Source organism: Lysinibacillus sp. FSL K6-3209 (assembly GCF_037976175.1).
Lineage (GTDB): Bacteria > Bacillota > Bacilli > Bacillales_A > Planococcaceae > Lysinibacillus > Lysinibacillus sphaericus_D.
Genome location: NZ_CP150264.1, coordinates 3,160,484 through 3,174,005 on the forward strand (window position 1 = coordinate 3,160,484; position 13,522 = coordinate 3,174,005).

8 protein-coding genes are annotated in these 13,522 nt (G+C 37.1%); all 8 read right to left on the reverse strand.

Features of this window, described 5'->3' with window-relative positions; genetic code table 11:
* Positions 1-279: 279 nt before the first annotated feature.
* The gene (locus MHH88_RS15420) at positions 280-3,210 is read right to left on the reverse strand and encodes a VWA domain-containing protein (protein ID WP_339259163.1); all 2,931 of its coding nucleotides are present in this window, start codon (positions 3,208-3,210) and stop codon (positions 280-282) included.
* A gap of 17 nt (positions 3,211-3,227) precedes the next feature.
* On the reverse strand, positions 3,228-4,676 hold the full coding sequence (locus MHH88_RS15425) for an S-layer homology domain-containing protein (protein WP_069508622.1): 1,449 nt from the start codon (positions 4,674-4,676) through the stop codon (positions 3,228-3,230).
* Positions 4,677-4,753: 77 nt separating this feature from the next.
* Positions 4,754-6,406, reverse strand: coding sequence for a hypothetical protein (locus MHH88_RS15430; RefSeq protein ID WP_339259165.1), 1,653 nt, complete (start codon positions 6,404-6,406; stop codon positions 4,754-4,756).
* Between the two features lie 165 nt (positions 6,407-6,571).
* Positions 6,572-6,745, reverse strand: a complete 174-nt coding sequence (locus tag MHH88_RS15435; protein ID WP_080653334.1) for a YjfB family protein — start codon at positions 6,743-6,745, stop codon at positions 6,572-6,574.
* Between the two features lie 198 nt (positions 6,746-6,943).
* On the reverse strand, positions 6,944-7,525 hold the full coding sequence (gene yihA / locus MHH88_RS15440; RefSeq protein ID WP_024363208.1) for a ribosome biogenesis GTP-binding protein YihA/YsxC: 582 nt from the start codon (positions 7,523-7,525) through the stop codon (positions 6,944-6,946).
* Between the two features lie 4 nt (positions 7,526-7,529).
* Positions 7,530-9,854: an endopeptidase La gene (lon, locus tag MHH88_RS15445; RefSeq protein ID WP_024363209.1), complete on the reverse strand. Its 2,325-nt coding sequence runs from the start codon at positions 9,852-9,854 to the stop codon at positions 7,530-7,532.
* A 233-nt stretch (positions 9,855-10,087) separates the two neighbouring features.
* Positions 10,088-11,359 (reverse strand): ATP-dependent protease ATP-binding subunit ClpX, encoded by a 1,272-nt coding sequence (clpX, locus tag MHH88_RS15450; protein ID WP_024363210.1) that lies wholly within the window; start codon positions 11,357-11,359, stop codon positions 10,088-10,090.
* 601 nt (positions 11,360-11,960) lie between these two features.
* Entirely contained in the window at positions 11,961-13,250 is a 1,290-nt protein-coding gene (gene tig / locus MHH88_RS15455) for a trigger factor (RefSeq protein WP_103976143.1), read from the reverse strand.
* Positions 13,251-13,522 lie beyond the last annotated feature (272 nt).

Sequence of the window (13,522 nt, forward strand, 5' to 3'; positions counted from 1 at the left end):
CATCTATTATTTGTGAACATGTCATGAAGAACTATAATTCATTTTCTACTTTAGAATTATTATAAACTAAGTTTAACAAATTATACGTATTGTATCAAATTTAAAAACTGCACACTAGCTAATGCCGTTCCACTATGTCAAGGAAAGTTCAAAAATAGAATGTTCTGCTAGATAGCTTTCTCTAAAAATGGCACTTACCTCTTTTACATAATAGAAAAAGACTGTAGACAAACTAAGCATATTGTCGTCTACAGTCGAATAGCTCTACATTGAGAGCTTTTATGAATTTGTAATTTTAACGGTTTTCTGCGAAATTATTTTTCCGTCTTTATCATAAGCTAAAAACTCGATGTCGCCATTGACTTTAAAATCAACCATAGTTTGGACATTTTTTGTCAACATAAACACACTATCGCTTCGCTTTTTAAGATCAAATTGAACATCACCGCTGACAGAGGAATAACGAACAACGACATTTGCAACATTTGAACAATTACTATCAATTCTTGCATTCATTGTAATATAGCCTTTTCGTATGGATACTGCTGCTTCCTCAAATAAATCATCAGGGTTGATACAGCTCGATGGCGCAGTTTTACATAGAATCGCATCAATTATTTTTTGAGCGACCTGATGGAACTGGTAATTATCAATTGCATGATAGTAAGTGCCACCTGTTTCTGTAGCCACTTGTGTAAGTATTGCCTCATTAATTTGGTTTTTCTTACCCATACTTACAGTGTAAATTTTAATGCCTTTCTTTTTCGCATCGTTAATAACTTTCGTCATCTTCGATTTACTAGTTTTTCCATCAGATACAACAATAATGGATTTCGAAGTTTTAGTATCATTCGAGAACTTAGTAAGAGCCAATTCTATACCCGTAAAGATATCTGTAGCTCCCTTATCCGTCGATGTACGATACAGGTCTTTCTTTAGGACATTTTCTGTACTACCTTCACCTAATACTGTTGCGCTTGTATTCGTTTCAATGACAATATTATTTTTTGCCTGAATTTGATTGATTAATTCCATCATTTTTGTGCCGCGATAATTCGTTTGGTCGATACGTTTCATAGAAGAAGAATAATCCACTACATATGCGACTTCAGTTGCTAAACTACAAGCATTTTTACTAAAGTAAGGATTTGTAAAGATTTCTTTCGTAATCGTTTTATCCGTAATAGACTTCAATATTGTTGCATAACGAGGGTCAACTTTATTGACAAGTGTAGCTTCTATTTTAGATTTCCCATAAATGATCGAGTCAAAGTAAGCTACCGCAGTCCCTGGACCACCTGTATTATTCAAGTAATCCGAAGTATTTGTGACAAAGGATGCCGTTTTTTCTACACCATCAAATTTAATTTTTACAGTTCCTTGATAGTCCGTAATTGGTTCCCCACCTGGACGCACTAACGTTACCATAACTTGTGTATATCGGTCCTTACCAGATGGTCTTGCCGCAGCATCTGCACTTTCTTTTAACGCCTCAACACGTTTTTTATAAGCTTCTACTTGTCCTAGCAATTTACCGCCTTGGTATTTTAATAATACTGTACGTTCATAGTTACTTAAGCCCGTTAATATAGCATAAATTTTCATCACACTATCATAATGCTCTAATGTTAAATTCTTTTCTTCCGGCATATATTTCGGACTCATTAACTGAATAATCGTACCGACTGGATTAATATTTTCCACTTGTGAAGCAATATTATCATCAATTCCTTGGATGCGATAAATCGGGCGACCATCCTCTGAAATCATATACATAATCTCAGTCTTCGCTGGTGTTGTCACAGAATCTTTTAGACGATCGTTCAATATTTTTTCAAATAAATATACAGAGATATTATAGTTTTCGAATTGTAAAATCGCATTCTCATAACCGAGAGCGGGATACTTCAGATCCGCGCCGCCATATTGTAAATACATATTTTGTACAACGCCTAGAGAATTGGTAACATTCGTTTGTTGTCCGATACTAAAACGTTTTTCATCTGCATCAGGATTTAATGGCACGGGACCATAAACATCAATGACATTTTCAGTGAAAAACTCAGGTGGCTTTTCGTATTGTACATAAGGTGGTGTTACAGTACCGTTGTCATCTGTATTCGTTGGGTCATACACTTTAAAATCAATGCGCAATTCTGGCTGTGGCGCGTAACGCACGTGTGCATTTAATTTTTCTCCAACAAGACACTTCATGCTAGGGTCTGTGTTGTTAATAAGTTCAAAACTTATCGTATCACGTACTGATTTTGTTAGCTTTTTCGCTTTCACAAATGCTGTTACAGTTGAACCGTCGGATTGAACGTTGCGAACAGCTTCTCCAGCTGAATTGACAATATCTGCTCCCTCTGAAGACGTCACACGGAACGTATAGGACTTATCATCAGCAATTGGGTCACCGTTACATGCCTTTAAAGATACTGTAATCGGCGTCATATCCTCACCGTTTGCAATTAAATCTGGTTTTTCAACTTCAATACTTTGCAGGGCATTATTAACGTAGTCAGGACCTGTAAAATCACTATCGTTATCCTTCGGTTCTTCAAACTCCCCGCTATTTGAACCCATAAAGCCTGCTGGTAACGTTATTTTATCATTATCACGACCTGCCGCAGATTTTTTCAAACCTAGGACAGCAAAGGAACTGTTTTGTACACTACGATATAAAAACTCGGCTGCATCACCACGAGATAGTTTCGTAGAGGGATTAAAATCAGCAAATGTTTTTTTGCCTGTACTGCCAGTTGAAATATCATTTGTATATAAATATTGTACTGCCTGCGGTTCATCTAAATCTAACCCTTTAAATGCAGCATATATACGTGCAAAGTGACCGCGTGTAATGGCTTTTGAACGATTTGCCATTACATGTGTTCCATCGAATGGTAAATATAAATCACTATAAAAATTATAGGCAACACTTTCGTTATAGGATAGCGCATAGTTTTTATCAAGCTTTGCAAACATTGTGACAAGCTCTCGCTCTGTTACTTGTTCGTTTGGCAAAAAGTTATTCGCACTATTTAATGCTAGTAAATCATTATCGACTGCCCAAGAAATAGCTTTGTATTTACTATCCGTTGTTGGCACATCTTGGATCGTTGTAGCAGCTAGTGAGACCATTGGTGTTACAGTCATAAAGGCTAGTACAAAGCAGGCCAATAATAGCAATGCCTTTTTCGCATATTGCATTCATTTCAGTCCTTTCATTAGTTAAAGAATAAAATATCGTCTCGGTAGTTTTGTTTTAAATCATTCTCTAAATAGTTTAAGAAACGCTCAAGCACAGCCGATGCTTGGGCACGAGTTAATGGTTGGTTTGGATTAAATCGACCTGTTACAGGGTCGCCTGTCATAAGACCAAGCTCATTGACGATATAAATACCATCTCTTGAATAGTTAGGAATTTGTGCATCGTCTTTAAATTTTGTAACATAACCAGGATCTGGCGCTTTGTTTTCAAGCCCTAATGCACGGACAAATATTGCCGCAGCTTGCGCACGTGTAATTGGATTATCTGGTTTGAAATAATCTGGTGTCACACCATTAATAATGCCTTTATTGACTGCCGATTCAATATAGGCGTAATCTTTGATCGTACGTTTAACATCTTTAAAGACACTTGTAGATGTTTTTTTCGTATTCTTTTCTTCCATAACACGAAGATCGACTGCTTTACCAATTGCGATAGTAAAGTCAATTCGTTTCATCGGCGTATTTGGTGAAAAGAAATTACTTGTATCGGAATAGATACCTAGTGAGTATAGTTTTTCAATAGCAGCTTTTGCATAATGATTCGATAAATCACGGAATTTCGGAATGATCAGACGTTCGATAGTCGGCGTAAATTCTGTATTTAAATCCACTTTACCTTTTTGTCCAGAAGCTAAATCATACGTATATTCTGAAATTACGTCCTTTTCGCTAACGACCGCATAGCCTCCATCAAAGCTAGCTAAACTGCCTGGATTTTCCTCATAATTGAGCACACGTGATTTGCTTGTTGATAGGCGATTTTTCACATGGCTTGTTGTACCATCACTGTACGAATAAACAGATTCTGTAATTTGAGTTTCTGTAGCTCCCCAGAAATTTTCGTACCCTGCATGACGACTATCTGTTTCTATTGTTACAGTATTTGTTTTTGCGTTGTTGCCTGAGCCTGTCTGATAGGTATATGTTTTTCTTGAAATAACATTTCCTGAGTAGTAATCAGATGCTGCGCGGTTATCTGTTACAGTTCCTTGTGAAAACTGGTAGTCTGCTAATGTATACGTTATTCTGCCGACGACAATTTTCTCAGCGTACTTTTTCACAACTCCATTCGATGTCTTTTGCCCAATCGTAGCATAGTTAACAACATCTGATTCATATGCAATATTTCTTGTTAATGTCGCGCCATTACTTGCTTTTAATTTTAAATTATACGTTTCTGTTAATTTCCCTTTTGATTCTTTTTGAGTAATTTTAATATCTTTACTCGTACCTTTAAAAATAATTGGTGTTCCAGTAATGAACACGGCTTCTTCATATGTATATTCATTTTTTACGGCACCAGTCGTTTCCACCGATGTGGCAGAAGCATCTGCTAGTATACTAGTCCCCATAACGAACACCATCATAAAGGCTAACAGCACTTTCAATACATGTTTTCGCATCTGTTTTTCCCTCTCTTTCTTCCCATGCATATGCACAGATGAAGCTATCCCTACATAGAGAGATAGCTTCTATCTTATTAATCTACTAGAATAAAATGTGCCTTTACAAAACGGTCAGATAGCACGACTAAACGATCGGAAGGTTTCAAATCAGATGGTTGAATAACTTTCCCTGCTTTAATGAGCGTCGCTTGATCAATATTCATATCAACCATTTGGCCCGCCTCATACCAACGACCATTTTGCCATTGACTCACACTTTTCACATTAATAGTAGCTGGATATGTCGATTTTACTGACTGAAGTTTACCTACTAGCATTAATGGAGCAACTGGTTTTGCATTATCTAACATGTGAAGAGCTTGTACATGCCCATTGTTCACATAGAAGTAACCATAATCCCCTTCTGATAAATACAGTTCAATATCTGGCATGACACTGTATGTTTTATTGCCATCATCAACCATTGCCTTTGTCGTATTACTCACAGATAGTACAGTCTTATCTGTTTTCTTGAAAACATTTGATTCGATTTTCATTGCATCATCAATTTCAATTAAATAGCCATCTGCTTGAATTAAACGACCATAATACAATTCATGTGATGCTAAGTTTGGTGACATAAAGCTATCGCTTGTTACATCCACCACTTGTGCATAATGATCACGAGCAGTACCGTCAGTAATAACAAAGGCAGTACCATATGCTAATAATCCAGTTGGTTGAACAAAACGGCCATTCCGAATCAAAATCGATCCATCGTGGAAGTACAGCGTACCCGCATTTTTCAGCTTTAATAATTGGTAATCTGTATCGACTGCAATCATTGGCTCATAGTACGTACGTTCATTATTTTTCAATACAACAATCTTCTCAATAACCTCTTTACCAAATTGCTTCACTGTCGCGTAATATGCTTCGCTACCAATATAATTTTTCAACTGGCCCTTTTCTATTTTCGTATTTCCAACGTAAATAGGCACCTTTGTAGAAAAACTCATTGTAGATAGTGCAGTTGTTGACGCTGCACCAAATTGCCAGTTCACAAAGGCATTTTGATTTTTAACCGTTAATTTGTTTGCATTGATATTAACCGATTGTATTTCACCTTTGTACAGGTTTTCAACTAATGTTCCCGTCTCACTAATATCTACTTTTGTCACAATCGAAGTACTAGTATTTTTCAGATGAAGCTTTACACGATCTCCTACATACAGCCCACTAATATCAACTGATGAGGAAGCTTTTTGAAACGCTGTGTCCTTATTCAAATAATATGTAGTTTCTTTACCGACATCTGGCTTTACCATAATGAACATACCATTTGGATCAATGCTTGTGATTACGCCGGCTATCGTTTTAGGATTTTGTGCGACTGTTGTCGTTTCCTCAGTAGTGTTGGAAGTACCACGAAGCTCCACTACACTACGCAGGGAGATTTCAGCTTCTACTTTCATACCCAGTTTAAAACCTTCAATCGTTGTTTCCGTATTATTAATGTACAGGCGGGCACTATTGCTAATATTGTACGTTACTTGGCGACCACTCGCATTTTCTAAAGTGATTTTACTTAGCTGTTTTTCTACTTGCCCGCTTGCATTCGTATATTCTGAATACGTTACATCTACGAAGGTTCCTGTTACTAACTGTGCGGCCTGAACAGTAGGTATTGATGGTAAACTAAATACCATTAAACATAGAACAATCAATATGTATGGAATCTTCTTCAACAATTCCCGCCTCCTTATAAAATTGTTATTTATAAATAGTATATCGTATTATTGGTAGTTTTTCTTATTCAAAAAGTTACATTTTCACATGTTTTTCTATTTTTTCGAATCTACCATAGACAAAAAGGTAGAGGTAGCTTCCAATTTCAAGCTACCCTGTCAACATCATACTTGGATATCAATTGTATGTCCGGCTGTTGGATGTGGAGCGTCTAACATTTCAACTAACTGTTCAGTATTTTGCTGTTGCATCTCCATCGCTTGCTTTGTAACAGCTAAAGAGACATTTTGCATAAGATTTGATTGATTCATTGCGATTGATAAAGCTGCAATATCCATTCTAGTCCACCTCCTATTTCATTTATCGGCTAATTTTAGCGTTCATCAAGCAATTTTCTTATATTTGTCCATAACTTTCATGCTAGTAATAAAAAAGTGTCAAAGCGCTTTTCATGAAAAATAATTGCTACGATATGCTTCTTCAAAATGCAAAAAAACATCTACTGTGCTACATAAGACGCAATAGATGTTTTTAGTTTACATTTTATTTTCAATTGTACGCCAAGCTTCTTCAAAACCGATGCCTTTTTCAGAAGAGAACACAATGAGCGGATCATTTTTATCCATATCTAATGTTTCCTTGACAACTTTTTTGTGCTTATCCCACTTACCTTTTGGAATTTTATCTGCCTTCGTTGCAATTACGATACAAGGGATACTGTAATGTTTTAAAAAATCATACATCATACGATCATCAGCAGTTGGAGGATGACGTAAGTCTACAATTTGAACGACCGCTTTTAATTCTTCACGGCCCGTAATGTAACGTTCAATCATTTTCCCCCAAGCTTCACGCTCTGTTTTTGAGACTTTGGCATAACCATATCCCGGAACATCGACGAAAAACAGTTGTTCTTCGATTTTGTAAAAATTTAGCGTTTGGGTCTTCCCAGGTTTAGAAGAAATACGCGCTAACGCTTTACGTCCAATCATTCTGTTAATAAAAGATGATTTCCCAACATTTGAGCGACCTGCTAATGCAAATTCTGGCAGTCCATCTTCTGGGTATTGGTCCGGTCTTACTGCACTTATGACCATTTCGACATTATGGACTTTCATTTCCTTAAAAACCTCCGTCTAGTGCAATTGCTAATACTTCATCAGCAGATGACACTAGTTTAAATGTTAAATTTTCGCGTACACTTTCAGGAATATCTTCAATATCACGTTCATTATCTTTTGGGCAAATGATCGTTGTTAAACCTGCTCTGTGTGCACTTAATGTTTTTTCTTTCAAACCGCCAATCGGTAGAACGCGACCACGTAATGTAATTTCACCTGTCATGCCTACTTCACGACGAATCGGGCGATGTAAAATCGCAGAAACAATTGCTGTTGCCATCGTAATACCTGCTGAAGGGCCATCCTTTGGTACTGCGCCTTCTGGTACATGGATGTGGATATCATGCGTCTCGAAATATTCCGAATCCACATGAAGTTCTTCTATTTTTGTACGCACATAGGACAATGCCGTTTGTGCCGATTCCTTCATAACATCTCCGAGTTTCCCCGTTAACTGTATTTTTCCTTTACCAGGAGTTAAAGAAACCTCAATTTGCAACGTGTCACCGCCAACGGTTGTATACGCTAGCCCAGTTGCGACACCAATCTGATTTTCCTCTTCCGCTTGTCCATAGCGGAAACGGTGTTTTCCAAGGTATTCGATAACCGATTTGGAACTTACTGTAACACGTTTCTTTTCGCCAGACACAATAACTTTAGCGATTTTACGGCACAGCGTTGCAATTTGGCGCTCTAAACCACGGACACCTGCCTCACGCGTATAATAGCGTATGATATCCAGCACCGCTTCATCTTTAATAACAACTTGTGTTTTCTTCAAGCCATGTTCTTTTAATTGCTTTGGTATTAAATGATTTTTTGTTATTTGCGCTTTTTCAATTTCTGTATAGCCTGCAATCGAGATGACTTCCATACGGTCCAATAAAGGGCCAGGAATTGTACTTAAATCATTGGCTGTTGCAATAAATAAAACGTTAGATAAATCATATGGTTCTTCAATGTAATGATCACTAAATGTGTTGTTTTGCGCAGGGTCCAACACTTCTAGCATTGCTGCTGCAGGATCTCCTCGGAAATCATTAGACATTTTATCAATTTCATCAAGTAAAAATACCGGATTAATCGTACCAGCTTTTTTCATCCCTTGAATAATACGACCTGGCATTGCACCAACATACGTACGACGATGGCCTCGAATTTCAGATTCATCGCGAACGCCACCTAAAGAAATTCGAATAAATTTGCGATCTAAACTTTCCGCAATTGAACGTGCTAATGAAGTTTTACCCACACCTGGAGGGCCAGCTAAACAAAGAATTGGACCACGTAATGAATTTTTCAACTGACGCACAGCTAAATATTCTAGCACACGTTCCTTTACTTTATCTAACCCATCATGATCGCGGTTTAAAATTTCCTCTGCATGCGTAATATTCATTCGATCCTCGGTTGCCTTTGTCCAAGGTAAGGAGACTAACCAGTCAATGTAATTGCGAATAACGCCACTTTCCGCGCTAGCACTCGGTAATTTTTCATATCGATCAAGCTCTTTTAGTGCCGCTTCTTTTGTCGAGTCAGGCATGCCCGTTTCATCGATTTGTTTACGCAATTCCGCAACTTCACCAGTTTTTCCTTCTCGATCCCCTAGCTCTGTTTGAATAGCTTTCATTTGTTCGCGTAAGTAATATTCTTTTTGTGTACGCTCCATCGATTGCTTTACTTTTGTATTAATTTTCTTTTCAAGGTCCAGCACCTCTTGTTCATCATGCAAGCGAATAATTAAATGATCTAAACGTTTTTTAACATTTAACATTTCTAAAACTTCTTGTTTATCCGCAATTTTGATTGGTAAATGCGAGGCTATAATATCAGCAAGGCGGCTTGGTTCTTCAATATCAGCCACTGTATTAATCGTTTCTGTCGTGATTTTGTTGGAGGATTTAGCGTATCTTTCAAAATACGTTAGCAATGTACGCATTAAGGCCTGCGTTTCTACATCTTTCTCAACTTTATCCTCTTTTACATCAATATCAACAACTGTAAATTTCTCTAATGCTTGATAATTAGACCAAGTTGCACGCGCAACACCTTCAACTAAAATACGTAGTGTGCCGTTTGGCAATTTAAGCATTTGCTTTACATACGCCATCGTACCGACTTGATATAAATCCTGTTCTTCTGGCTGTTCATCGTGCATTTCTTTTTGTGTCACCAATAAAATCAATTGGTCCTCTAACATTGCTTGTTCAAGCGCCGCTACAGAACGATTTCTACCCACATCAATATGTAACACCATCGACGGGTATACTAAAAGTCCACGTAAAGGCAATAATGGTACATTTGTTGTTTTTTGAATTGTTACCATGCGGGTATTCACCTCCGTCAAAAATTTTCTTGTTCACAATCCCGCGCTTCTAGTATGTGTTTAAAAAACCGATTCACACTATCTATTCAAACGAGCCAAAAATTTCATTTATTTACAGTCGCCGGCTTTATGTATGAATAAAAAGCTGACTCTCGATATGTGCGAACATTGCACAATCGAAGTCAGCTAAGTTACTCTTTTTCTCATAACAATAGACAGCTTTTGTCTGTTTATTATGCTGAAGTTTTTGTGTCGCTACCTTCATCGAGTTCAGTGCCATCTTCAAGAAGCAATTTCGGTTTCTCTTTATCCGTAATTGTTTTTGCCGTAATGATACATTTTTTCACGTCATCACGTGAAGGTAATTCGTACATTACTTCAAGCATTGTTGACTCAATAATTGAACGAAGACCACGTGCACCTGTTTTACGCTCAATTGCTTCCTTTGCAATTTCAGAAAGGGCACCTTCATCAAACTCAAGCTCAACACCATCTAGTTCAAGCATTTTTTGATATTGCTTCGCTAGCGCATTTTTTGGTTCCGTCAAAATTTGTACAAGCGCAGCCTCATTCAATTGTTCTAGGCTTGCAAGTACTGGCAAACGACCGATGAATTCTGGAATAAGACCAAATTTCAACAAATCTTCAGGAATTAATTTCGACATTAATGAACCTTCGTCCACTTCAACTTTATTAGGATCTGAACCGAAACCAATCACTTTTTCACCTTGACGACGTTTAATGATGGATTCAATACCATCAAATGCTCCGCCTACGATAAATAAAATATTTGTTGTATCAATTTGTAAAAACTCTTGGTGTGGATGCTTACGTCCGCCCTGTGGAGGCACACTTGCAACTGTACCTTCTAAAATTTTTAGCAATGCCTGTTGGACACCTTCTCCAGAAACATCACGTGTAATCGATGGATTTTCTGATTTACGTGCAACTTTATCGATTTCATCAATATAGATGATCCCTTTTTCTGCACGTTCGATATCATAATCTGCTGATTGGATTAATTTTAATAAGATATTTTCAACGTCTTCACCTACATAACCAGCTTCTGTCAAAGAAGTAGCATCTGCAATTGCGAATGGAACGTTTAATATACGTGCTAATGTTTGAGCTAATAATGTTTTACCGCTACCAGTTGGGCCGATTAACACAATGTTCGATTTTGCTAATTCCACATCATCAATTTTACTGTTTGTATTGATGCGTTTGTAGTGATTGTAAACCGCAACCGCTAAGGCTTTTTTAGCACGCTCTTGTCCAATAACATACTCATTTAAAATCGATAAGATTTCTTTTGGTTTCGGAATATCTTGGAAATCAATTTCTTCCTCAACACCTAGTTCTTCTACAACGATTTCTGAACAAAGTTCGATACATTCATCACAAATATAAACACCAGGACCTGCAACTAATTTACGTACTTGTTCCTGTGGCTTCCCACAGAATGAGCATTTTAAATTGCCTTTTTCATCATTAAATTTGAACAATATGTTTCACCCCTATTCAAGCTACAATCTTACAAGATTATTGAATCATTATCAAATAAATTGATTGCAACATTTACGTCATGGCGCAAATGCATCTAAATTTTGAATTATTTTCAAGTCTATTCAAACGATCGACCAGTTAACTAAGTAATTGCAGCATTTGCGCAAAAACATTAATGGCTGTCTACTTGCTTTTATGCAAATAATTCGTGTTGATGCGAGCTTTCAGACGAACCCATGACCACTGTCTGATTTTTCAGCTTCATTTTTGAGGTTTTAGCTCCCTCAGTCGTAAAACCTAAGTGCGTTCTTCTTCCATTTTAACGGAGACACTATACTACTGCTACTTGTCGGCTTTACTACAATGAAGTTAAAGTTTAGCATCGTGTAAAAAATTAAACAACAATACTATGTATAAGATATTAACTAAAGTTGCCTCCAAAAGCATAACAGTTAGTAAAAATTGGATTTTTTCATTCCTCGACCTTGAGAGGTTGGGGCCCCTTTAGTCTAAACTAAAAAGCTATGTGTGATAAAACAAGGCACGGTTTGCGCCGTACCTTGTTTTCTTAATTTTTCTATCTAGTTACGTTAAAAAATCTTATTCAGTAATTTTAGCGTTTTCTACTAAAAATTCAACTGTTTTTTGGATTTTGATATCATTTTCAAGAACAGCAGTACCGCCTAACGCACCAGTAATTTGTTCTTTTGTCATATTAAATTGAGCTGCCATTTTTTCTAATTCAGCTTCGATGTCAGCTTCAGTAGCTTCGATTTTTTCAGCGTCAGCGATTGCTTCAAGTGTTAATGAAACACGTACACGGCTTTCAGCTTCTTCTTTCATTTGACCACGTAAATCTTCTTCTGATTGACCAGAGAATTGGTAGTAAAGCTCTAGGTTCATACCTTGCATTTGTAAACGTTGACCGAACTCTTGTAACATGCGATCTGTTTCAGAGTTAACCATTCCAGCTGGTACTTCAAACTCTGCATTGTCAGCAGCTTTTTCTACTAATTCATCACGAAGTGTAGCATCTGATTCTGCTTGTTTTTGTGTCGCTGTTTGTTCTTTAATTTTTGCACGTAATGCTTCTACGCCTTCAACTTCTGGATCTAATTCTTTTGCAAACTCATCGTTTAGCTCTGGAAGTACTTTTGTTTTCACTTCTTTTACAGTAACTTTGAAAGTAGCTTCTTTACCAGCTAATTCAGCAGCGTGGTATTCTTCTGGGAAAGTTACAACAACATCTTTTGCTTCGCCAGCTTTTACACCTACTAATTGCTCTTCAAATCCTGGAATAAATGAACCTGAACCGATTTCTAATGGGTAATCTTCGCCTTTTCCGCCTTCGAATGCTTCTTCACCTACAAAGCCTTCAAAGTCAATTACCGCTGTGTCGCCTTCTACGATTGCTTCATCTTCTTTGATTTCAAGTTCTGCTTTACGCGCTAATTGCTCTTGGATTTGAGCTTCAACTTCTTCGTCTGTTACTTCAACTGGAAGTTTCGTAACTTCTAAGCCTTTGTAGTCGCCAAGTTTTGGTTCTGGTTTCACTGTTACTTGTGCAGTGAATGAGAAATCTTGACCATGTACGAAGTTTTCTGTACCAGAAATTTCTGGGTAATCAACTGGCATAATACCAGCTTCGTCGATTGCTTTTGCATAAGAATCTGGAACGATGATTTCTAAAGCATCTTGGTATAAAGATTCAATACCAAAACGTTGTTCAAACATTTTACGAGGCATTTTACCTTTACGGAAACCTGGTACGTTAATTTGTTTTACAACTTTTTTGAATGCTTGGTCCATCGCTGCGTCTACTTCTGCAGCTGGTACTTCAATTGTTAGAGTACCGATATTACCTTCTTGTTTTTCCCATTTTGCTGACATGTATAAATACCTCCAAAATAATCTAATTTCAATCACGCTTGACGTAATTGCGTCCGGATTTGTTAAAAAAATCCGCAACATATGCCAGCGACTTAACATTTAGCTCAAGTTTTCATACCCTACTAGAAAGTTAAAGCCATTGACATTAAATCCGCCTACTTAATGTGAAGTAAAGGATTTGGTTGATCAATTTTAAATGTTAGACAATTTATTCGTAACTACGATTTTGACAACCATTTTAGTATATCATAGATGCGTATAGTTTCAACTTA